We start from the raw sequence: 20,943 nt of genomic DNA on the forward strand, positions 1-20,943 counted from the left end.
CGTCCACCCCCGGCGCTCGCCCCGACTCCGTCCCGGTGAGGTGCTCGCGCAAGGGGCCTTGTGTGATGGCCTTGTCCAGCGAGTCCACCTCGAAGCCGCTGGTGAGGCTCTCCCGGCCCACCTGCGGACGGAACAGCCCCACGCTCAGCCAGGCGCGCTGGGGCAGCACGGTGAAGGTGACGCTGGCCTCGTGGAGGGCCAGCGGCGGCCCCTGGACCGGACCGGGCAGGAGGATGAGCCGGTCGAACGACACCTCCAGTCCGCCCCGCACCCACGGAGACCCGGTCAGGTGGAGCCCCACCCGCCCACGTCGCAGGCTCACGGCGGCGGCGCCCGCGGCGCTCAGCCCCTGGTCGATTCGGAGCTGAAGCGCCTCCCTGATTACGAGCTGCGGCCCCTCCTCCACCACCTCCTCGGCCCGGCCCGGCCGCGCCATGCCGGCCAGGGCCAGCAGACAGAGGGACAGCACGATCCGCGTCTTGCGCGTCGCGCGCTCCATGGGGGCCACGACTCGCTAGTAGCGGATGACCTGGTAGCCCTCGGCCACCAGGCGCGACAACTCCGCCACGCCGTCGTCCACCACGTCGGCCTGGGGCTGGAGCTTCTTCGGGTCGATGCCAAACTTCTGCAGCGCGGTGCCGCACGCCACCAGCCGCACGCCAGCGGCCTTCGCCGCCTGGGCCGCCTCGCGGACCTCCGCCGGCACGGCCTTCACCGTCGGGTCCAGCGCCACCACCGCGCGGCCGTAGGTGAGCCACACCACGTCCGAGAGGTAGCCCGACTCCTTGGCGTTCTTCACGTGTCGGAGGGAGCTGGAGAGGGTGCCGATGTCCTCCAAGCCCGTGTTGGCCACGAAGACGAGCTTGCCCTGGCGAGCGGGCACCTCCTTCTTCGCGGGCTGGGACGGCGGCGCGGCGAACGTGGCCAGGGGAGCGGTGACGAGCGCGATGACGAGCAACGGCAAGAAGCGATTCATCTGGACAGACTCCGAAGTGATTCGAGGACTACTGGATGGACAGCACATGGATGAGCCCCCAGGCGGACAGCGCCAGGGCGGCGAAGCCAACGAGGCCCGCGTAGACGACGCGCATGCCCGCGCGGCGGACCATGCTCAGGTGGGTGCCAAGCCCCATGGCCGCCATGGCCATCACCATGAGGAAGACGCTGGCGGTGGAGAGCCACGCCTTGGCGGCGGCGGGCACCACGCCCACCGTGCCCAGCACGCCCACCGCGAGGAAGCCGATGACGAACCACGGGATGGGTGGCTCCTTCAGCGAGTAGCGCACCTGCCCGCCCGCGCCGGAGACCAGCCCCAGCACCACGAGCGCGGGGGCCAGCAACACCACGCGGGTGAGCTTGACCAGCGTGCCCAGGTCCCCGGCCGAGGTGCCCCAGGTGAAGGCCGCGGCCATGACCTGCGCCACCTCATGCAACGTGGCGCCCGACAAGATGGCGAGCTGCGCGGTGCTCAGCCCCAGCAGCGGCCCCACGAAGACGTAGAAGAGGACGCCCACCGTGCCCAGGATTCCGCACAGCCCCACCGCCAGCGTGGTGTCCTCCTCCTCCGCGCGGGTGACGGAGCTGGCGGCCACCACCGCGCTGGCGCCACAAATGGAAGTCCCCACCGCCAGCAGCGTGCCCAGCTTCTCCGGCACGCCGAAGCGCTTCGTCACCCAGCGGATGCCCAGAATGCCGCCGACGATGACGGCCAGGGCCAGCAGCAGCACGCGTGGGCCCACCTTCGCCACCAGCCCGAAGTCGAGCCGCGCGCCCATCAGCACGATGCCCAACCGCAGCACCGTGCGCGCCGAGTAGCGCGTGCCCTCCATCAGAGCGGGGGCCAGCCCCAGGGCCGTGCGCAGTGAGATGCCAATCAGCAGGGCCACCGTGAGGGGCCCCACCACCTTGAGGCCGGGGAGCGTGGCCAGCCCGTAGCTGACCACCGCCAGTCCAGCGGCGAGCCCCAGCCCCGGCAGCCGCCGGCGCCAGGGGCCTCCAGGCGGAGGCGCGGCGGAAATCGAGTCGGAAGTGGCGAGAGGTGCGGTCATTTCAGGGGGACGGTGGGGGGAAGTCGCGCTCACGGTTGGACCTGCTGGGTGCGGAGCACGGCCGGCAGGTCCTCGCCCACCGCGCGGCCCTCCAGCGACTCGCGCAGTCGCGGCTTGCCGGCGAGGAAGCGGCGCACCGCCTCGTGCGCGTCCACTTCGAGCACTTGCGGATCCTGGACGCCGGGGATGCGGCAGAGCATGTCCGGCGAGTCCCCTTCCCGTTCGCAGGCCGTCACGGTGTAGAGGCGCTCGTCCACCACCGGCTCGCCAGCGACCTCCAGGGCGATGAGGCGCTGCCCCTTGGGGGCCTCCGAGCGGAAACGCACCGTCATCCCCGAGGGGCGCGGCAGCCACCCGCCGAAGCGCTTCTCCGGGTCCTTCGCGAAAACGTTCTCCAACTCCTGCTCCCAGAAGGCGCGAAGCTGACGGCCACTCACCTTGCCCGTCTTCAGCTTGTTGGTGATGGGAAAGAAGTTCCACAGGTCCGCCTCACGCACGGGCCCGGGCAGCAGCGGCGTGCCGAAGCGGAAGCCGTTGGAGAGGCCAATCTCCGTCCCGCCAGCGGCGCGGATGGCGTCAGCCAGCACGTTGTCCAGCGGGTTCTCCACCACCGCGTAGCGCGCGAGCGTCACGTCGGTGTGCCCCACCGGCGAGGATAGCTGCTCGTCATAAGGCGCGAGCGCGGCGTCCACGAGCCGCGCCATCTCCGGGTCCTCGGGGAAGCGCGACGCGGTCAGCTCGATGAGCTCCCAGCGGCGGTCCACCACCTTCCCGTCCTCCAACCACAAGTCCATCCGGCCGAGGAAGGAGCCGAAGGCGCCGGGCTCCACCACCCAGCTTCCGCCCTGCTCGATGGGGACATAGGTGCGCTCATGCGTGTCGCTGGACAGGTGGGCGTCCACGCCCGGCACCCGGGCGGCGATCCCCACGGCCTTGGCGAGCCCCACGTGCGACATCAAGAGCACCACCTGGGCGCCCTCACGCTCGCGCACCTCGCGCACCAGCTCTGGCAGCGCCTCCGGGCCGTCGTAGCGCAACCCCTTGCTGTACCCCGGGGGCTGACGGCGCGGGACGTCCGGGTCCGTGAAGCCCACCACGGCCACCTTCACCCCGCCCACCTCCTTCACCAGGTACGGCGGAAAGAGCCGTTCACCGCTGGCCGCATCACGCAGGTTGGCAGCGAAGAGCGGATGCTTCAGCTCACGCGCGCGCTGGCGCAGCACCGCGGGGCCGTACACCACCTCCCAGTTGCCGGGCACCGCGCCGTCCAGCCCGAGCGCATTGAGCGGTTCGATGAGGACGCCGCCCTCGGTAAGGGCAGCCGCGCCCGAGCCTTGAATCGTGTCGCCGGCATCGAGCACCAGCACGTCACCACCGCGCTCAGCCCGAATCTGTTGGATGGCGGCGGCGACGTGGGCGAAGCCGCCCGCCATCTCGATGCGCTCCTTCCCATCGCGCCAGAAGAGCTCCGGGTGGGCGCGCAGTTGCGCGTGCAGGTCCGCCACGTAGAGGACGGTGAGCTGCTGGCGCTGGGACGCGGGAGCGCTGGCGGTGACCGGGGGCCGGGATGAAGCACAGCCGGAGGCCAGAACGAGCAGCGCGCCGAGCGCGAACAGGAGACGGGACATCGTGGAGCACCTTGCGAGGAGTGAAAGGAGACAGCGGAAGTGACACGAGATGCGCCGCGCGAAGTTCCCGGACAGCGGCTCACCTCGAACGCCTCGCGCATCACGGCCACGTCGACATGGGGCCGAGATTGAGGACGTCCTGGAACCCCTGCTCCTTCAACAGGCGCTCGGCACGGCCGCTGCGCGCGCCACTGCGGCAGTAGACAACCAGGGGCGTCTGCGGCGAGCCGAGCTCTCCGAACCGCCGTGCCAGTTCATCCACCGGGATGTTCACCGCGCCGGGCAGGTGACCGGAGGCGAACTCCTCGGGCGTGCGGACATCCACCAGCGTGGCGCCCGCCTCCACCCTGCGGCGGGCCTCGGACCCCACCGCGGCGTCACCTGGACGCGGGCGCGTACAGGCGGTGAAGAAGAGACCCATGAACACGGCGGCGGCGACGACGAAAATGACCTTCATGGCGCGGCTCCAAGCGACCCCAGTGGCCACTGGCCCCCGGGAAGTGCGTACAGCCTGGTGAGAGCCATGGCGACGGCCGAAGGATTCAGCGCCCTTTCCGCCCGGCAGCCCGGCCGCGACAAGGGCACGCAGACGCGCGCACTCCCGCCTCCCCCAACGGCCGGCGGGGACGGTTCGGCCGCCGCTTCCAGCAGGGCCCCGCCCCAGCCGCCTCAGGGAGAGAGTCGGGCCAGCGCGGCCAGGAGCACCGCGGGATCCAGTTCGGAGACGGCCAGCGCGGCCCGCTCGCCCCCACCGGGCAGCACGCAGATGCGCTCGCCCACGGGCCCTTGCGTGCACCGAGGCCCGTCACCAGCGAAGCGGGCCGCCTCCTGCGCCGCCGCCGAGCCCGGCAGGGGAAGGAAGAGTGTCATCGCCTTGCCCTCCTCGTGCCGGTACAGCAACGAGGCGGAGAGCTTTCCATGCAACCGGCAGCGACGGGCCCCCAGCAGCGTCGCGCCTGGCACCACCGGCACATCCACCGGATAGCCCACCTCCCGCTCCACCCACGCCTTCACCTCAGCCGGGTCCGAGGACTCGAACTCACAGGGGGCAATCCGGGAGAAGGCCTTGAGGTGGTGCCGCTCAAGGTCCATCGCCAGCGCCTCGTTCATGCCACTGGGCCATGACGTCCAGAGAACCCCCACCGATGCGAGCACCGCGGCCAGGCCCGCCGCCAGCCTCCGCCTGGGGAAGGACGGCCTGGGGCGCGGCGCCAACCGCGTGACACGCTCCGCCAGTTCGGGCGGCACTCGCTGCTCCGCGGCGCCCTCCGCCCTCAGCGCCTGCCGCAGCGAGGCATAGCGGGCAGCCTCCCGGGCACAGCCCGCACATCGGGACAGGTGGTGCGCCACCGCCTGCTGTTCATGCGCCTGGACCTCACCGTCGAACCACGCGGAGAGACGCTCCTGCCACTGGGGGCTACAGGCTTCCATGGACCTTCTCCTTCTCGAGGAAGTCGAGCATCGCCAGCCGCGCCCTCGCCAGCCGCGAGCGCACGGTGCCCACCGGGCAGCCCTGCACCTGAGCAATCTCCTCGTAGCTCAGCTCCTCGACTTCCCGCAGCCACAACGTGTCGCGCCACTCCGGCGCCAGGGAGTCGAGCGCCGCCTGCATCCCCGCACTCAAGGTGCGGGCGTGCAGCTCCGCCTCCAGGTCCGCGGATGGCTCCGGAGGAAGCGCCCGGCCCAGCCCGCCCTCCAGCACCTCCAGGTGAGGCCGCAGCCCCCGACGGGAGTTGAGGAACACGGTGCGCTGTACGGCGAGCAGCCAGGCCTTGAGGCGCTCGGTCTCTCTCAGCGCGCCGCGCTGCTCCAGGGCGCGCGCCAGTGTTTCCTGGACCAGGTCATCCGCCTCCGCGGCGCTGCCCGTCAGCCGACGCCCCACCCGTCTCAAGACGGGCAGGTGCTCCAGGGCACGTTCAATGAAGGCGCGAGCGCTCACGGGCATGAGGACACAGTGGGACGGGTGAGAGGTTCCCGGAAAAGGACGAGGGCGCTCGAGAAGGAGGAGCGCCCTCGCCTACCGTGTGGCGGACGCGGGGCTACTGAGCGGGCGTGGCGCCCACCTGCGGAGCCCCTGGACGCGATGCACCCACGCCGCTCCGCGCCTGCAGCACCTGCGCGAGGTAGAAGCCCGCGAACATGGCGGGCACGAAGACGAGCAACGGGAAGGCCCCGGTCGCCAGCGAGGTGAGCGCGGGACCGGGGCAATAGCCGGCCAGCCCCCAGCCCACGCCGAAGAGGGCCGAGCCCACGAGGAGCTTCGCGTCCGGCTTGCTGGCGGCGAACGCGGGGAACCTGGCGGCGAACAGGGGCTGCGCGCGCCGGTGGATGAGGGGCCGCAGCGCCGCGTGAACGGCGATGGCGCCGCCCATCACGAACGCGAGCCGGTAGTCCCAGTCTCCTGCGATGTCGAGGAAGCCGAGGACGTTGGCCGGGTCCGTCATGCCGGCGAGGCCCAGGCCGAGGGCGAAGATGAGGCCGCTGAGGAACGCACTGAGGGAGGAACGCATGGGGGCTTTCTCTAGAGGACGTGGCGGACCAGGAAGACGGTGAGGACACCGGTAGCCATGAAGGTGAGCGTGGCGGAGATGGAGCGGACCGAGCCCCGGCTGATGCCGCAGACGCCGTGTCCACTGGTGCAGCCGTTACCCAGCCGCGAACCGAACCCCACCAACAGTCCGGCCCCCACCAGCAGCCAGAGGCCGCCCGCGCTCGGGGCCGAGGGCGCCGGGAAGGAGCCGGGGCGCAACCAGGCGAGCAGCAGCCCCCCGGCGAGTAGCCCAGCGAAGAAGAGCACGCGCCAGGCGACGTCACCGCGCACGGGAGCCAGCAGCGAGCCCACCACGCCGCTGATGCCGGCGACCCGGCCGTTGGCCAGGAGCAACAGGGAGGCGCTCAGCCCGATGAGGGCCCCGCCCAGGAGAGGAAGGAGGATGGAGGAAGTCATGTCGCGTGAGAGCCAGGCTCCAAAAAAAAGGATTCAGCAGGGCCTGAATCCTTCTTCCACGCCCCGGGCTCTCATGGACAGGAGGCTTCGACATGATTTTCCGGCAGCTTTTCGATTCCGAGTCCTCGACGTACACGTACCTCATCGGCGACGAGACCACGCGCCAGGCCGTCCTCATCGACCCCGTGCTGGAGCAGGCCGACCGCGACCTGCAACTGGTCGCCGAGCTGGACCTCACCCTCACCCACGTCTTCGACACCCACGTCCACGCCGACCACGTCACCGCGTCGGGCACACTGCGGGAGCGCACGCGGGCCACGGTGGTGGGGAGCGTGAACGGCGCCAGTTGCGCCAACATCCAGGTCCGCCACGGGGACGAGGTGCGCGTCGGTCAGCTCGTCTTCCAGGTGCTCGCCACCCCGGGGCACACGGACGACAGCATCAGCTACCTGCTCGGCGACCGCGTCTTCACCGGGGATGCGCTGCTCGTGCGCGGCAACGGCCGCACCGACTTCCAGAACGGGAACGCGAGCCAGCTCTACGATAGCCTCACGCGCGTCCTCTTCGCCCTCCCCGATGAGACGCTCGTCTACCCCGCCCACGACTACAAGGGCCGCACGGTGACGAGCATCGCCGAGGAGAAGCGGCACAACCCTCGCGTGGCCGGCAAGAGCCGGGAGGAGTTCATCCACATCATGGAGAACCTCAACCTGCCCAGGCCCAAGCTGATTGACGCCGCCGTCCCGGCCAACCGCGCCTGTGGACACACGGCGCCCTCACCCCAGGGAGCCTGAGTCCCTGGCCACTTCGCAGGAGTCCCGACCATGACACCTCGCCCCTATCAGGACATCACGCCCTCGCAGCTCGACACGCTCGGCCCCGAGGTGCGGCGCATCGACGTGCGCGAGCCGGACGAGTACACCGGCCCCCTCGGCCACCTGCCCGGAGCCGAGCTCGTCCCCCTGGGCACGCTCGAGGCCGCCGCCAGCGCGTGGCCGCGCGAGGCGCCGCTGCTGCTCATCTGCCGCTCGGGCGGGCGCTCCGCGCAGGCGGCGCGGTTGCTCGCCCACGGCGGCTTCAAACACCTCTTCAACCTGGCGGGCGGGATGCTCGCCGTGCGCGAGCCGCTCGCGCCGCGGCCCCAAGGCTGAGCGCGCGTCGCGACAGGACGAACACCATGCCCCTTCTCGGCTTCTCCCTCGCGGCGCTCATGGGCCTGTCGCTCGGCCTGCTCGGCGGCGGTGGCTCCATCATCACCGTCCCCATCCTCGTGTACGTCCTGGGCTTCGGGGCCAAGGAGTCCATCGCCATGGGACTGGCCGTGGTGGGCGTCACCAGCCTCTTTGGCGCGGCGAGCCACTGGCGCAGGGGTAACGTCCAGTGGAAGGCGGCCCTCGTCTTCGGGACGGTGGCCATGGCGGGCACCTACGCCGGGGCGCGCCTGTCCGCGCTCATCTCCGGGACGACGCAGCTGCTGCTCTTCGCCACGGTGATGCTCGTCTCCGCCGTCTTCATGTTCCGCAATGGCCGGAAGGACTCCGCGCAGGCGCCCGAGCCCCGGAAGGCGTCCTTCCCCCTCATGGCCCTGGCCGCCCTCGGGGTGGGAGGCCTCACCGGTCTGGTCGGCGTGGGCGGCGGCTTCCTCATCGTCCCGGCGCTGGTGCTGCTGGTGGGCCTGCCCATGAAGCAGGCGGTGGGCACCAGCCTGCTCGTCATCGCCCTCAACTCCCTCGTGGGCTTCGCCGGCTACCTCGGCCACGTCGAGGTGCCCTGGGTCTCCCTTGGCATCTTCACGGCCATCGCCGTGGTGGGCATCCTGCTGGGCACCTGGGCGTCCCACTTCGTCTCGCAGGCGACGCTCAAGGCAGCCTTCTCCGGCTTCCTCGTCGTGATGGGCGTCTTCATCTTCTTCAAGAACCGGGAAGCGTTGGGGCTGGGGGGCGCCGCCACCACGACACAGAATGCCCACTGACGTCACGCAGAACTCCAGGAGGAGCACCATGGCCGAGCAGCCCCCCGACACAGCCGCTCAATGGGACGCACGCTTCAGTCACCCGGCGTATGTCTATGGCACCCAGCCCAACGACTTCCTCGTGGAGATGGCTTCGCGCCTCCCTCCCGGCGGGCGCGTGCTGAGCCTTGGTGAGGGTGAGGGCCGCAACGCCGTCTACCTCGCCTCCCTGGGCCACGCCGTCACCGCCGTGGACGCGTCGAGCGTGGGACTCCGGAAGGCGAAGCACTTGGCAGACGAGCGCGGCGTCAACATCGAGACGCGCGTCAGCGACCTGGCGCACTTCACCTTCGCGCCGGAGGCGTGGGACGCGGCCATCCTCATCTTCTGTCACCTCCCCCCTGCACTGCGGCGGCGGGTGCATGGCGCGCTAGTGAAGAGCCTCCGCCCCGGTGGCCTGGTCCTCCTCGAAGCGTACACGCCCGCTCAACTGGGCTTCCGCACGGGCGGACCGCCTGTCGAGGAGCTCCTCTACACGGCGGAGGCCCTGCGCGAGGACTTCGCGGGGCTGGAGCTGCCCGTGCTCCGTGAGCTGACGCGGGAGGTCCGCGAGGGGACCCTGCACACCGGAAGGGCCGCCGTGGTGCAGCTCGTCGGTCGCAAGGCGACGTGAGTCTGGACCTGCACGGGCGGAGGACACCAGATCCGGCGCCGTATCCGCCCTCGTCATCGACCAGTTGAAATCAAACCTGGATACCGAAGCATGATGCCGCCAAGGAGCTTTCCTCCCTGCCCCTCCCCGGCCAACCACACATGACTCGGGACTTGACCTCCGGGAGTGGGTCAGGGATGCGCTGGCGGCATCCTACGGGTTTGGCGTCCAGCAGATGAATGGTTGCTCAATGAAATTTGAAACGTAGTCATTGGCATCAAGCACACGGAATCGGATGTACTTGGTGTAGTATCGCCCGCCGATAAACAAGTCATACTTGCACGGCTCACTAAAAGTAGTGGAACCATTGCGCCAGTAGAAGTTGGCTGGGTCTGGATTGGCATCGAGATTATGTGCCATTTGCCACTGATAAATGTACGGCGCTACGCCGCCGCTTGCACTCCCAGAGCACTCAATCCTGGTGAATGAATCATTCCGAAAACAGCTCCCAGTCACTGTCGGAGGCGGAATGTCGAAGGCGACTACCGTGTCGTCCGTATCGACTTCCCTTCCGTCGGCGGAAAGAGGCTCCCCGCAGGCGCTGAGCAAGGCCACCGCCGAAGCAGACACTGCGATGAGCGGAAGGTGCTTCCTGATGGTGCGAACCGACATGGGCGCTCCTGTGGCAAGGCCGAAAAGGCAGTCGAAATTTAACTGACTTTCAAGAGATCCCGCTTACGCATCTGGGAAGTGTCCTGAACTGCTCAAATGCTGCGAACGTCCGAGGAACTGCCATCCCCGTTGGCTCGGTCCGCAACTGGGTAGCCGTTCAGCGGGTCTAGTCCCGAATCTTGTGTAGCTGTTTCGAAGGGGCATCAAGCAGCGCGGCAATGGTTTCGTGAGCGCTGTCGTGTGGCCCTCCGGGTCGGGGCCACACGCGACACCGGAGGCAAGACATAGACTTTGAAGATCGGAATCGTCGCCGGCTCGGCTATCAGCCCCGACCGTCAATGAAGGACGGGAGCCTCGGTCACGCGCTCGAACGACACGCCCAGGTTCCCGACCCGTTCGAGCGCGTTCTTGATGTCCTCCGAGACAATGAAGGCGATCTTGAACTTCTTCAGCCGAAAGACGTGCGCGCCCTCAGTCTTCGAGGGGTCGATTCGCAGTCCGTAGATCCAGTTGTACTCGCCTGGGTAATCAGGGGACGGTTCGTCATAGTGATGCACCTCCCGGCACCGTGCCTCGTCAATGGCATCAACCACCTTGATTGCATTGACGACGAAGTACCGCTCGGACTCTCTCTCGATCGCCACCGGAAAGAGCTGAACATCGTTGGGAGCCAGTGTCCTGAAGACGTTCGCAATGGCCTCGCTGACGATGGGGGCAGCCTCAATCACAGAGAAGTCAAACGCTCGCTTTGTGCCAGGATGTGCGATTCGTGCTGCGAGGGGACCCAGGTCAGGAAGGATGCGACCATCCGCGAACATCCAAGGCTCGTCAAACGCCTCACCAGAATCTCGTGTCGGCGTCTCAATCAGCCACCGTGGCACATCACCCAGCTCCACTGAGTAATAATGACGCTCCAACTTATTTCTCCACCTTCACAATGAAGCTCCGCAGCGGATTTCCCGGCGTCATAAGCTCGTTCGCGATCCTCGCAAGTTCCTTCATCAGACTGGCCCGGCAGGTCTCTGTCGTTCGGCAGCGCGCAACAGAGAGTTCAAGACGCCGAATCACCGCTCGGTGATACAGTTCAGGGTGAGGCCCCTCGTGTCCCTTGAGCCGCACCTTGTTGGCAGCGTCTTCGAGCGTCATCCCGGCCTTCTCGAATAGCTTCTGGCACTGAGGAGTCCAAGGACCGCCGGTAGCGTCGGAGATGGGGTTCTTGTTCGTGCAGATGTGATGAACGGGCCCCACCGCGTCACCAGGAAATCGCCCGTCCGAGTACATCGCCAGGGCGGCAGCAGCACCAGGCGCCAGGGCAACGTTCAGCACTCCAGCAGCGGGAATCGCGATTGAAGTCACGCCGCCATTCAACGCCGCTCCGAGCGAGAATCCCGCCTCGGCCTGCGCCCGAATCGCGGCCTGAGGGAAGCCCGGAAGTCTCGGCCCCTGGGCTGCCACCGCGTTCTTTCCTCCAAGTGCCGCCATGACGACGAGCACCAGGACGCGCGTGCCGTTCGTGCCGAGCACCCGCCCGAACCGATGCCCGATGTCTTGTAGCTCGATGACGCTCATCGCCGTCCCCGCATCATCCCACAACCGGACGAATCCGCGCCCAATCTCCCAGACAGGCACCACGCCCAGATAGGCCACCATCGCCGCCGTCAGCGCTACCGCGATAACCTTGGTGACGGGCTCGGGCAACGCCATCGTGAGGAGCAGCGTCAGCGCGGCCGACGTCACCAGGGCCTTGAGCGCCGCTGGCTTCAGCACCTTGCCGACCTCGGCCTCGACGCTCTCCCATACGGTATCGAGCGCGAAGGACAGCGCCATGAGCGTCCGGTCCTTTCGCGAGAACGTCAGCCCCGTCCCTCCCACCAGGGTCAAGCAGTCGTCCGCGTCGGGGCAGATGCGCGCGTACAAAGACTCAGGTGAACTCCCCGCCCCCGAATCCGCGAAGCCCTTCGAGGACGCGATCAGGGCCCTGGAGCGCACCCATCCTCGCTCATCCACCGCTTCAGCCGCTCGGAACGCAACGTCCATGCGCATGTCGAGGATGAGCCGAGTGAGGGCAGACTTGAATTCGTCCTCGCTCACTTCGACTGGGTCAACATCGACCGACTCGTGGACGAGTCGCTGACCATTTCCAGCATCGATATTGACAATGCGAGTGGTCGCACACCCCGCTGAAAGAAGCAGCAAAGACACCACTGCAACCCATCTCATAGCATCCCCCAAAGACACCCCTGGAAATCAGGAGGCGCTGCAGCCTGACTCTAGGGTCTGACAAGTTCAGCAGAGTTCGCGCGGCAACCAACCTACCACACGCATCCCAACTAGATTTCAACACCTCACAGGTTGCACTGTCCTTCAGTCGCCACCGAGCAAGAGTGGATTACCCCACCACGCTCCTGACAGGTTGTTCGCTCGATGAGACCTACCCAATTCACAAGGTCTATCCTGACTTTCGCAGCGCTAGCGTCGTTGGGTGCGCATGCCGCCAATCACTATCGGCGGTCCATCCTGCGCTCCGAGCATCCGGAGAACGGGACCCACTCCGTCTACGTGAAGGGGCAAGTCATCACGACGTTGCGCTTCGAGCAGCCCGTCAACCCGAGCAAGACGAAGGTGCTCGGCTGGGAAGGTCGACTCGAACCACTCACGGTGGTCCACAACAAGGTCATCCTGAAGCCCATCCGGGCTCTCCACCGCGATGCTGGATGAGAACCTCGGGCTCCTTGAAGCACCAGCTCGGCTCTACGCCCGGCCTGGACAGGCGCCCCCCAAGTCGTCATCCGCTACCATGCGGCCCAGCCGATGAATGGCGGGGATCACGTGCCCATCTGCGCCGTGGCTCGCCTCGGGTTCGGGCAGCTCCGAAAGCACCCGGAGTCCAAGCCAGGGACAGCCATCCTCGATTCGCCCCGCGCAGGGGTCTACATCGTGGACGAGTTCCGGTGAGGAAGCAGGGCCGCTGAAATCGTCGCGGGCGCCGGCCTGGTTGGAGCAACGCCCGAGCGCTGAACGCGGCGGAAAAGAAAAAGGGCTGGCTGCCTGAAGCAACCAGCCCTTCTCTTTTCTTGGAGCCGACACCCAGGATTGAACTGGGGACCTACTGATTACGAATCAGTTGCTCTGCCGCTGAGCTATGTCGGCGCGACAGGTGCGCGGGGAGTACCATGGCGGCTCATGCCCGGCAAGCAGAAATGAAGGCGAGTGCTCACCCTCCCCGCCATTCCGCCCATTTTCCGCGCACCCGCATCGTTGGTTTTCCAACCATCACCACGATTGACCACCCTGACACGGATGACACACCGCGTCTGTCGCAGCTGACACATCGCGTTGACATAAGTGCCCGTTATCGCTCCAGATTCTTGGGAGAGGACGGGTGCTTGGCGCGGTTGAAGTCTCGGAGCGCCTATGTACATAAGGGCCCCGCTACCCCCACGTGCCTCGCCCACGAGCGGCGACGCGACAAGGAGCATCTCCCGTCATGGCCAGTGAAGAGAATTTCATGCGTGCCCCGGCCCCTACGCCCAAGCGCACCGTCTACACCGAGGCGATGGAGATCTTCCATCGTGCAGCGGACCTCATCGCGCTGGACAAGCGCGTCCGCCTCGAGTTGGAGGAGCCGGACTACGAGCACATCTTCTACGTCACGGCGAAGCTGAAGGACCGTCTCGTCCCGCTCTCCGAGGAGAAGGCGCGCACCTTCTCCAACCTCCCGGAGACGCAGGTCCGCAACAAGGAAGGCCTGGAGCTGCTGGCCAACGGCAACATCATCCTCAACGGCCGCGCCCTGCTGGGCTCGGACGTGGACATCCGCCAGGGCCACCTGCGCCTGCCCGACGGCAAGGTGTACCAGCTGGTCCCCGGTGAGTCGCAGCGCTTCAAGGCCTACCGCGTGCAGCACAACCAGGCGCGCGGCCCCTACAAGGGCGGCCTGCGCTACCACCGCGAGGTGTCCCTGGACCTCTTCAAGGCGCTGGCCGCGGAGATGACCTGGAAGACGGCCATCGCCGAGGTTCCGTTCGGCGGCGGCAAGGGCGGCATCCAGATCGACCCGCGCGAGTACGGCCGCGAGGAGATCGAGGCCATCACCCTGCGCTTCATGTACCGGCTCAAGAGCATGATTGGCCCGGACATCGACATCCCGGCGCCGGACGTGGGCACCAACCCCGGCATCATGGCCCTGCTCTACCGCCAGTACTCGGACGGTGAGCGCGAGCGCCACAACCTGCGCGGCATCGTCACCGGCAAGGACGTGCGCATCGGCGGCTCCGAGGGCCGCCACAAGGCCACCGGCCAGGGCGTCGCCTTCTGCATCGAGGACTACTACGCCGACCGCGGCGAGTCCGTGAAGGGCAAGACGTTCATCATCCAGGGCTTCGGCAACGTGGGCAGCCACGCCGCCAACATCCTGTCGCAGATGGGCGCCCGCCTGCTCGCGGTGAACGACGCCGACGGCACCATCTTCAATGGTGACGGCATCGACGTGGCCGCGCTCTCCGCCTACGTGCAGGACCCCAAGAACCTCAAGCGCAGCGTGCTCGGCTTCCCGGGCGCCCAGCGCATCGAGAAGAAGGACCTCTGGGACGTCCAGGCGGACATCCTGGTCCCTGCGGCCCTGGGCGGCGAAATCACCGCCGACGTGGCCGAGCGCCTGCGCGTCAAGCTGGTGGCCGAGGGCGCCAACGGCCCCACCACCCCGGAGGCCGACCGCATCCTGGAGAAGCGCGGCATCGAGCTCATCCCGGACATCATCGCCAACGCCGGTGGTGTGACGGTGAGCTACTACGAGTGGATCCAGAACAAGCGCATGGAGCGCTGGAGCGAGGCCGAGGTCGACCAGCGGCTCGAGCGCGCCATGAAGCGCAACTACCGCATCATCCGCGACATCTCGCGCAACCAGCCGCGCAAGACGGAGATGCACGACAGCCGCCAGTACTGCATCGGTGAGACGGTGGACACCCGCTGCGCCGCCATGATTCTGGCGCTCAAGCGCATCGAGGCCCACTACCTCCTCGAGGGCTTCTCGCAGTAGTCGAAGCCACGGGCACCCGCCCACGGCTGGAAACACGAAGGGCACGGTCCTCCATCTGGAAGGCCGTGCCCTTTCGTTTTCGCCGGGCCCAGAGGTTGGCTTGGGCGGCCCCCGCTGCTGTTCCGGGAAGCGCCAGGCCGCGAAGCCCCTCACGGGCCCCGGACGGATGTCAGTGCATCACCCGCTCGCGGTCCACCAGCAGGAGGGGCGCGTCGTCCTGCGTCTCATAGGCCACGATGCGCAGCCCCACGCCGCGGCTGCTGCCCTCGCGCCCGTCCTTGCGCCCGAAGGCCAGGGCCACCTGGTAGCGGACCTCGCACAGGCACGTCATCTCCGTCCCGTCCTCGCCCGCGAACGTCACCTTCAGCTTCTCGCCCAGGCCCACCTGGTCCCGGACCTCCACGAACATGCCCCGCGCGCTGATGTTGCGGCCCACCCCCCGAAGCATCCCATCCTGGGTGGTGAGGTAGACGGTGAAGACCTTGTCGAAACGGAGGTGGGAACGGCGCTCGTGAGGACGCTCAAACATGGGGGTAGCTCCCGGAACAGGTGGTGACAGGCGCAACCTACACGGTAGCCACATGTAGGCAAGTTCTTCACCTACATCCACCCTCACACACCCATGTAACGAGTGCCGGACGCTTTCCGAAATGGCACGATTCCGGGCTGAACCCTTGTTCCCCGGAGACCTCGCCCGTGAATCGCATCCTCCTCGCCGCCGCCCTCTTCCTCGCGCCCGCGCTTGCCCTGGCGGACGCGGACCCTCGCTTCGCCAAGCTGCGTGACGAAGCCGAGCCGCTGGGCGGGCTGGGGACCTTCTTGGATAAGTTCGTGGGCGCGTGCGACGGCCCCTTCGTGGACTCGCAGTGCAAGGCCAACGCGGAGGCGTTCCGGAAGAAGTACCAGGGCAAGCGGCTGTACATGATCGTCACCGAGGACGACGCCACCATGCTCACCCCGGGGCCCTATTCGCTGGGCACGGGCGAGTACAGCATCAACATCACCCCGTTCTTCCCCGGCGGCAGCTCGGCGCTCACCCACGGGGCGCCCAAGAAGACGGACGCCAACGGCAACCCCATCCTCCCCTACCTCACCGTCACCGGTGACATGCCGGCGGGGTGGAACCTGCAGATGTTCAACCGCCTCTTCTCCACGCGCTCGGTGCGGGCACAGATTGTCTTCACCCCGCAGAGCGTGTGGACCCTGCCCAAGAAGGGCGGCGGGAAGAGCCACGGCGTGACGGCGCGCATCGAAGCCATCTTCATCACCGAGGGTCGCAGCGGCCAGGCCATGGGCCTGTGGCTCCACGGCAAGGACGCCAAGAAGCGCTAGCCGGGCGTCACCTCACCGGGCGATGGCGATGTACTGGAGCGCCTCGCCCCGCTTCACCCGCAGGAGGATGCTGACCCCGGCGCTCCCCTTCCCCAGCGCCGCGCGCACCCCGGCCACGTCCTTCACCCGGCGGCGGTTCACTTCCGTCACGACGTCTCCCGCCCGCAGGCCGGCCGAGTCCGCCGGGCTGCGCGGCGTGACCCCCGACACCAGCACGCCGGACCAGGCCGTCTCCCCCAGGGGCGCGGCCACCTCCGGCGTGAGGTCGCGGATCACCAGCCCCATCTCCTCCTCGCTGGCCGTCCGCTGGATGAGCCCCTCAGTGGCCTCCTGCGCGGGGCGCGCCACCAGCCGCACCGTCACTTCCTGCGTCTCGGTGCCCCGCGTCAGCGACAGGCGCGCCTCGGTGCCCGGCGCCAGCAGCGCCACCTTGCGCAACAACTGCAGGTAGGAGCCGATGGGCCGCCCGTTCACCGCCACCAGCCGGTCTCCGGGGCGGATGCCCACGGCCGCGGCGGGGCTGCCCTTGTAGACGTCCTTCACCAGCGGGGCCTGGCGCTCACCGCCCCCATGGCTCCCGTCGTCATTGATGACGACGCCCAGCCACCCACGCTCCAGCTTGCCGTTCTCCCGGAGGTTGGGCAGCAGCTCCTTCACCAGGTTGCTGGGGACCGCGAAACCAATGCCCTGCCCCTGACTGATGATGGCGGTGTTCACCCCCACCACCTCCCCCTTCATGTTGAAGAGCGGCCCTCCGGAGTTTCCGGGGTTGATGAGCGCGTCCGTCTGGATGAAGTCGTCGAACTGGCCCACGCCCAGCACGCGCTCCTTGGCGGAGATCATCCCGTGGGACACGGAGTGGTCCAGGCCAAAGGGGTTGCCAATGGCCACCACCCAGTCGCCCACCGCCATCCGGTCCGAGTCCCCCAGGTACACTGCGGGCAGCTTGCCCAGGTCCACGCCGCTGAGCCGCAGCAGCGCCACGTCCGTGGAGGCGTCGCGGCCCACCACGGAGGCGGCGAACTCGCGGCCATCCGCCAGACGCACGGCAATCTGCTGCGCGCTGGCCACCACGTGGTTGTTGGTGACGACGAGCCCGTCGGGCGTCAGCACGAAGCCGGAGCCGGTGGACTTCTTCATCCCCTCCAGGCCACCGGCCCGGGGCCCCACGGTGGTGATGTTGACGACGCCCGCCTCCACCGCGCGGATCAGCGGCGCCAACGAGGACGGGGGCACGAAGTGCGGAATGCCCGGATCTCCCTCGGCGCGCTCGCGCCACAGGCCCAGGCTGCCCGTCTGCCCCTCGACACCCGCGGCCTGCGCGGCGAACCACGCGGCATGCTCCCGGGCCCGCGCGGGAAGCCACGCGTCGAGAGGACCCTCGGCGGCCGCCGCGACCGGGACGAGCGCCAGCACCAAACACAGGGAGAAGAATCGGGAGAGCACGGAGCGGCAGTCTACACGGCGGACCAGGGTCGAGCGGACTCAACAGCCTGGCCCGGCGCCCCCTTCCCGTGAGTGACGGGGGCGCCCTGAACGGCGGCGTCAGGCCTGGACGGGGGCGACGTACTTCGCCACCTTCACCCGGGCCGGACGGATGATGCGGTCCTTCAGCCGGTAGCCCGCACGCAGCTCGGCGACGATGCGGTGGTCCTCGTCCGGCGAGGCGGTCACTTCCATGTCGACCGCATCGGCCGTGTTCGGGTCGAAGGGCTGCCCGACGACCTGAAGGCGCTCGATGCCCGTGGACTGCGCCTTGCGCAAGAGCTCGGCACGAATCATCCGGACGCCCTCGGCCAGCGGCGAGGTGTCCTGGGCGCTGACGGACAGGCACCGGTCCAACTCGTCAATGGCCTCCAGCAGCGTGATGGCCACGTTGCCGCGCTCCACGTCCAGCATGCGCTCACGCTCCCGCGTCACGCGCTGCTTGAACTCCTCGCGGTCCTTCTCCGCGGCCTGCACCGCGCGGACGGCAATGTCGAACTTCTTGCGAAGCGTCTCCAGCTCCGCGGCCATCCGCTCCCGCTCCGCGTCCTGACCGGCAGCCGCGTGCTCCTCCGGAGCCTGCTGCTGGGAGGAAATCTCCTCGGCGGCGGAAACAGGTCCCTCGCTGTTGGCGGAGGGGGGCTGCTGGGTGGCTTCGGGAGCTGCGTCGGTGCGGGTGTTGCCGGCCATGTCTAACCTGAGGCGATGGTGGGTGCGCAGTCGCGCGAGAGGTAGGGAGTCACTGCTGCCCGGAACCTAACCGCGAGACGGCCCCTGTCAACGCGGGAGCGAGCTAGTGCTCCTGCGGCGCGGCGGGAGACTCGGCCATGAAGCCGTGGTCCACCTGCCCTGTCACCTCGTCGATGATTTCCACCTGGGCGGCCCGCAGCGAGTAATAGAGGAGCCAGCGCTCCGCCGCCGTCAGGGTTCCCGCCGGCAGGGCCTCCTCAATCTCCTGAACCGTGAGCCGGCCCTCCTTGAGCCCCTTCGCGAAGAGGGCCTTGCGGGCGATGTAGCTCTTGCCGATCCTGTTCTCCACGGCGACGCCTCCTTTCCGCTAAAGATAATTTCGCCCACCGGTCACCGCAGGACGTCGCGCTGGCGGTGGGCTTCGGGACGGCTGGAGGGCAGGCGCCCAGCCAGCCGGAGCCTCAGGAGTCGAGCGCATCCGAGTGTTGCGTGGGCGGCGTCTGGTCGTCGTTGCCCCCGACGTCCACCGGGTGCGCGGAGATGACCTGACGCGCCTCCGGGTGCAGCAGGCCGCGCTGCGCCAACACCTTGGGACCCAGAATCGTCACCATGGTGTCCTCCTCCACCACCTCCACGGCCAGGAGCCGGGCCGCCAACGCCTGGGCCCTGTCCTTGTGGGTGGTCAGCACCTGACGGGCCCTGTCGAGCGCTTCACTGACGAGCTTGCGCACCTCCTCGTCAATCATCCGCGCCGTCTGCTCGGAGTAGCTGCGCGTCTCCGGCACGCCCGCCGAGCGGAGGAAGCCCGGGCCATGGTCCGCGCTCAGGGCCACCGGCCCCAGCGTGCTCATGCCGTAGTCCCGCACCATCATCCGGGCCATTTCCGTGGCCTGGCGGATGTCGTTGGACGCGCCGGTGGAGATTTCCCCGATGAAGATCTCCTCCGCGGCCCGGCCGCCCATCATCCCCGCCATCTTGTCGCGCAGTTCGTCCAGCGACATGAGATAGCGGTCCTCCAGCGGCAGCGACATGGTGTAGCCCAGCGCCGCCAGGCCGCGTGGGATGATGGACACCTTCGTCACCCGCTCCGCGTGAGGCAGCATCCACCCCACCACCGCGTGGCCCGCCTCGTGGTGCGCGACAATCTCCTTTTCACGCTCGTTCATCCGGCGGTTCTTCTTCTCCAGACCGGCGACGACACGCTCGATGGCTTCCTCGAAGTCCGCCCGCATCACCGCGTCGCGGTTGCGGCGCGCGGCCAGGAGCGCGGCCTCGTTCACCACGTTGGCCAGGTCCGCGCCCGCGAAGCCCGGGGTGCGCGAGGCAATGGCCTTGAGGTCCACGTCCGGTCCCAACTTCACGCCCTTGGCGTGAATCTCCAGCACGCGCTCGCGGCCCCGCTTGTCCGGCCGGTCCACCAGCACCTGCCGGTCGAAGCGGCCCGGACGCATCAGCGCGCTGTCCAGGATCTCCGGACGGTTGGTGGCCGCCAGGATGATGAGCCCCGCGCGGCTGTCGAAGCCGTCCATCTCCGCGAGCAGTTGGTTGAGCGTCTGCTCACGCTCGTCATGTCCACCGGCCACGCCCGAGTTGCGGCTCTTGCCAATGGCGTCCAGCTCGTCGATGAAGATGATGCACGGCGCCTTCGACGTGGCCTGGGCGAACAAGTCGCGGACTCGCGCGGCGCCCACGCCGACGAACATCTCCACGAACTCGGAGCCCGACAGACTGAAGAAGGGGACGCCCGCTTCACCCGCCACGGCTCGCGCCAGCAGCGTCTTGCCCGTGCCCGGAGGGCCCACCAGCAGCACCCCCTTGGGGATGCGCCCGCCCAGGCGGCGGAACTTCTCGGGCGTCTTGAGGAACTCGACGATTTCACGCAGCTCGTCGACCGCCTCGTCCACGCCAGCCACGTCCTTGAAGCCCACGCCGGTATCGGCCTCGGCCTGCACCTTGGCGCGCGTCTTCCCGAAGCTCATGACGCTCTGCGGGCCCTGGCCCATGCCGCCGGCCACCCGGCGCATCATGAAGCTCCAGAAGAGGAAGAAGAGGCCCAGGGGCAACAGCCATATCCACAGCGCCTCGCCCAGCCCTGACTGCGGCACGGCCTCGAACTGGATGCCCTTCTGCTCCAGCAACGGCACCAGCCCCTCGTCACCGGCGACGCGGTAGGCCATCCACGGCAGGGCGCTCGGCTCGCCGCGCAGCGTGCGCTCCCCGTCTGCCGGAGGAGGAGGCGGCTGTGCCGTGTCCTTGAGGAAGCCCTTCACCCACTCATTCGAAATCTGGACCCGGCTGAAGTTCCCGGACTCCACCCCGTCGCGGAACTGGCTGTAGCTCACGCGCCGCACGCCCGCGTCCTGGAAGACGTTGCGGAACAGCAGGAAGCCCAGGACGAGCAACAGGATGTAGCCCAACGGTGAGCCGAACTTGAACCCCTTCCCCGTTGGCGTTGGCTTGTCTGTCTTCTTTCCGCGTGGGCCCATCCCAGGCGGCAAAT

The 20,943-nt window shown here is 68.2% G+C and carries 23 protein-coding genes, 1 tRNA gene and 2 pseudogenes; 8 read left to right on the top strand and 18 right to left on the bottom strand.

What is annotated here, in order from left to right:
• The 9 genes and pseudogenes from FMP39_RS23860 to FMP39_RS23900 form a co-directional block, all read right to left on the bottom strand.
• Positions 1–499 (bottom strand): annotated as a pseudogene (locus tag FMP39_RS23860) (hypothetical protein); the annotation flags it as partial.
• Positions 500–514: 15 nt separating this feature from the next.
• Positions 515–976 carry a DsrE family protein gene (locus FMP39_RS23865; RefSeq protein WP_228558284.1) on the bottom strand — a complete coding sequence of 154 codons (462 nt, stop codon included), beginning with the start codon at positions 974–976 and terminating at the stop codon, positions 515–517.
• Positions 977–1,004: 28 nt separating this feature from the next.
• A complete protein-coding gene (locus tag FMP39_RS23870) occupies positions 1,005–2,048 on the bottom strand; it encodes a YeiH family protein (protein ID WP_141592539.1) in 1,044 nt (347 codons plus the stop codon).
• Positions 2,049–2,077: 29 nt separating this feature from the next.
• Complete coding sequence (locus tag FMP39_RS23875; protein ID WP_141592540.1) at positions 2,078–3,676, bottom strand: bifunctional UDP-sugar hydrolase/5'-nucleotidase; 1,599 nt, start codon at positions 3,674–3,676, stop codon at positions 2,078–2,080.
• A 100-nt stretch (positions 3,677–3,776) separates the two neighbouring features.
• Positions 3,777–4,133, bottom strand: a complete 357-nt coding sequence (locus FMP39_RS23880; protein ID WP_141592541.1) for a rhodanese-like domain-containing protein — start codon at positions 4,131–4,133, stop codon at positions 3,777–3,779.
• 212 nt (positions 4,134–4,345) lie between these two features.
• The gene (locus FMP39_RS23885; protein ID WP_141592542.1) at positions 4,346–5,107 is read right to left on the bottom strand and encodes an anti-sigma factor; all 762 of its coding nucleotides are present in this window, start codon (positions 5,105–5,107) and stop codon (positions 4,346–4,348) included.
• The gene (locus FMP39_RS23890; RefSeq protein WP_141592543.1) at positions 5,094–5,621 is read right to left on the bottom strand and encodes an RNA polymerase sigma factor; all 528 of its coding nucleotides are present in this window, start codon (positions 5,619–5,621) and stop codon (positions 5,094–5,096) included. Before FMP39_RS23890 ends, FMP39_RS23885 begins: the two co-directional genes overlap by 14 nt.
• Positions 5,622–5,715: 94 nt before the next feature.
• Complete coding sequence (locus FMP39_RS23895; RefSeq protein WP_141592544.1) at positions 5,716–6,186, bottom strand: DUF6691 family protein; 471 nt, start codon at positions 6,184–6,186, stop codon at positions 5,716–5,718.
• Between the two features lie 11 nt (positions 6,187–6,197).
• Complete coding sequence (locus FMP39_RS23900) at positions 6,198–6,623, bottom strand: YeeE/YedE family protein (protein WP_141592545.1); 426 nt, start codon at positions 6,621–6,623, stop codon at positions 6,198–6,200.
• A 92-nt stretch (positions 6,624–6,715) separates the two neighbouring features.
• Here FMP39_RS23900 and FMP39_RS23905 point away from each other — a divergent pair, with 92 nt between their 5' ends.
• From FMP39_RS23905 to FMP39_RS23920, 4 genes are read left to right on the top strand one after another with little or no spacing between them, the layout of a single operon-like run.
• The gene (locus tag FMP39_RS23905) at positions 6,716–7,417 is read left to right on the top strand and encodes an MBL fold metallo-hydrolase (protein WP_141592546.1); all 702 of its coding nucleotides are present in this window, start codon (positions 6,716–6,718) and stop codon (positions 7,415–7,417) included.
• 30 nt (positions 7,418–7,447) lie between these two features.
• Positions 7,448–7,774 (top strand): rhodanese-like domain-containing protein, encoded by a 327-nt coding sequence (locus tag FMP39_RS23910; protein WP_141592547.1) that lies wholly within the window; start codon positions 7,448–7,450, stop codon positions 7,772–7,774.
• Positions 7,775–7,800: 26 nt separating this feature from the next.
• Positions 7,801–8,595, top strand: coding sequence for a sulfite exporter TauE/SafE family protein (locus FMP39_RS23915; protein ID WP_141592548.1), 795 nt, complete (start codon positions 7,801–7,803; stop codon positions 8,593–8,595).
• Positions 8,596–8,623: 28 nt separating this feature from the next.
• Positions 8,624–9,247 carry a bifunctional 2-polyprenyl-6-hydroxyphenol methylase/3-demethylubiquinol 3-O-methyltransferase UbiG gene (locus FMP39_RS23920; RefSeq protein WP_141592549.1) on the top strand — a complete coding sequence of 208 codons (624 nt, stop codon included), beginning with the start codon at positions 8,624–8,626 and terminating at the stop codon, positions 9,245–9,247.
• Positions 9,248–9,439: 192 nt separating this feature from the next.
• Here the strand turns inward: FMP39_RS23920 and FMP39_RS23925 are convergent, their stop codons facing one another.
• The 3 genes from FMP39_RS23925 to FMP39_RS23935 form a co-directional block, all read right to left on the bottom strand.
• Entirely contained in the window at positions 9,440–9,898 is a 459-nt protein-coding gene (locus tag FMP39_RS23925) for a hypothetical protein (protein ID WP_141592550.1), read from the bottom strand.
• Between the two features lie 335 nt (positions 9,899–10,233).
• Positions 10,234–10,794, bottom strand: a complete 561-nt coding sequence (locus FMP39_RS23930) for a DUF1629 domain-containing protein (RefSeq protein ID WP_228558285.1) — start codon at positions 10,792–10,794, stop codon at positions 10,234–10,236.
• A gap of 22 nt (positions 10,795–10,816) precedes the next feature.
• Entirely contained in the window at positions 10,817–12,118 is a 1,302-nt protein-coding gene (locus FMP39_RS23935) for an AHH domain-containing protein (RefSeq protein WP_141592551.1), read from the bottom strand.
• Between the two features lie 204 nt (positions 12,119–12,322).
• On the opposite strand from FMP39_RS23935, the gene FMP39_RS23940 reads away from it, so the two are divergent.
• Both FMP39_RS23940 and FMP39_RS37535 read left to right on the top strand, forming a co-directional pair.
• The gene (locus tag FMP39_RS23940) at positions 12,323–12,616 is read left to right on the top strand and encodes a DUF2381 family protein (RefSeq protein WP_228558286.1); all 294 of its coding nucleotides are present in this window, start codon (positions 12,323–12,325) and stop codon (positions 12,614–12,616) included.
• Positions 12,603–12,853, top strand: a pseudogene (locus tag FMP39_RS37535) (hypothetical protein); the annotation flags it as partial. The gene FMP39_RS23940 and the pseudogene FMP39_RS37535, both read left to right, overlap by 14 nt.
• 120 nt (positions 12,854–12,973) lie before the next feature.
• On the opposite strand, the gene FMP39_RS23945 reads toward FMP39_RS37535, so the two are convergent.
• Positions 12,974–13,048 (bottom strand) — tRNA-Thr (locus FMP39_RS23945).
• A gap of 337 nt (positions 13,049–13,385) precedes the next feature.
• On the opposite strand from FMP39_RS23945, the gene FMP39_RS23950 reads away from it, so the two are divergent.
• Positions 13,386–14,936, top strand: a complete 1,551-nt coding sequence (locus FMP39_RS23950) for a Glu/Leu/Phe/Val dehydrogenase (protein WP_141592552.1) — start codon at positions 13,386–13,388, stop codon at positions 14,934–14,936.
• Between the two features lie 169 nt (positions 14,937–15,105).
• Here FMP39_RS23950 and FMP39_RS23955 read toward each other — a convergent pair whose 3' ends face one another.
• Positions 15,106–15,465 (bottom strand): PilZ domain-containing protein, encoded by a 360-nt coding sequence (locus tag FMP39_RS23955; RefSeq protein ID WP_013940932.1) that lies wholly within the window; start codon positions 15,463–15,465, stop codon positions 15,106–15,108.
• Positions 15,466–15,632: 167 nt separating this feature from the next.
• Here FMP39_RS23955 and FMP39_RS23960 point away from each other — a divergent pair, with 167 nt between their 5' ends.
• On the top strand, positions 15,633–16,268 hold the full coding sequence (locus FMP39_RS23960) for a DUF6066 family protein (protein ID WP_141592553.1): 636 nt from the start codon (positions 15,633–15,635) through the stop codon (positions 16,266–16,268).
• Positions 16,269–16,280: 12 nt separating this feature from the next.
• Here the strand turns inward: FMP39_RS23960 and FMP39_RS23965 are convergent, their stop codons facing one another.
• From FMP39_RS23965 to ftsH, 4 genes are all read right to left on the bottom strand, one after another.
• On the bottom strand, positions 16,281–17,714 hold the full coding sequence (locus FMP39_RS23965; RefSeq protein WP_141592554.1) for a trypsin-like peptidase domain-containing protein: 1,434 nt from the start codon (positions 17,712–17,714) through the stop codon (positions 16,281–16,283).
• A 99-nt stretch (positions 17,715–17,813) separates the two neighbouring features.
• Positions 17,814–18,443: a nucleotide exchange factor GrpE gene (locus tag FMP39_RS23970; RefSeq protein WP_141592555.1), complete on the bottom strand. Its 630-nt coding sequence runs from the start codon at positions 18,441–18,443 to the stop codon at positions 17,814–17,816.
• A gap of 103 nt (positions 18,444–18,546) precedes the next feature.
• Positions 18,547–18,792, bottom strand: a complete 246-nt coding sequence (locus FMP39_RS23975; RefSeq protein ID WP_090490757.1) for an RNA polymerase sigma factor region1.1 domain-containing protein — start codon at positions 18,790–18,792, stop codon at positions 18,547–18,549.
• A gap of 112 nt (positions 18,793–18,904) precedes the next feature.
• Entirely contained in the window at positions 18,905–20,929 is a 2,025-nt protein-coding gene (gene ftsH, locus FMP39_RS23980; RefSeq protein WP_141592556.1) for an ATP-dependent zinc metalloprotease FtsH, read from the bottom strand.
• Between the last annotated feature and the right edge of the window lie 14 nt (positions 20,930–20,943).

The organism is Myxococcus sp. AB056 (genome assembly GCF_006547365.1).
GTDB lineage: Bacteria > Myxococcota > Myxococcia > Myxococcales > Myxococcaceae > Myxococcus > Myxococcus virescens.